We start from the raw sequence: 258 nt of genomic DNA on the forward strand, positions 1-258 counted from the left end.
GCTTTGACGTTATCGAGGATCTCCGCCACGGTGCGGGTGATGCTCTCTGAGGCTGAAATTGCCGGGCGCATCAGCAGCTCGCGCTGTTGCGCGTCGCTACAGGTATTCCAGTCGATGATTGTGTTAAAGCTCATGGTCGTTACTCCATCATCTTCTCAATTGGCAGCACCAGAATGGAGCTCGCGCCCAGCGCCTTCAGTTTTTCCATGGTTTCCCAGAACAGGGTTTCGCTGCTCACCATGTGCATCGCCACGCGCT

Annotated in this window: 1 protein-coding gene; it reads right to left on the minus strand. The window is 55.8% G+C overall.

What is annotated here, in order from left to right; translation table 11 throughout:
* Positions 1 to 139 precede the first annotated feature (139 nt).
* Positions 140 to 247 carry a hypothetical protein gene (locus HJG58_RS19215; RefSeq protein WP_213031015.1) on the minus strand — a complete coding sequence of 36 codons (108 nt, stop codon included), beginning with the start codon at positions 245 to 247 and terminating at the stop codon, positions 140 to 142.
* Positions 248 to 258 lie beyond the last annotated feature (11 nt).

The organism is Acinetobacter geminorum, assembly GCF_013009345.1.
GTDB classification, from domain to species: domain Bacteria; phylum Pseudomonadota; class Gammaproteobacteria; order Pseudomonadales; family Moraxellaceae; genus Acinetobacter; species Acinetobacter geminorum.

What these genes read in the sequence shown, in the direction of transcription:
- HJG58_RS19215 (WP_213031015.1), bottom strand. Translation starts at nt 247, where the DNA reads ATGCACATGGTGAGCAGCGAAACCCTGTTCTGGGAAACCATGGAAAAA.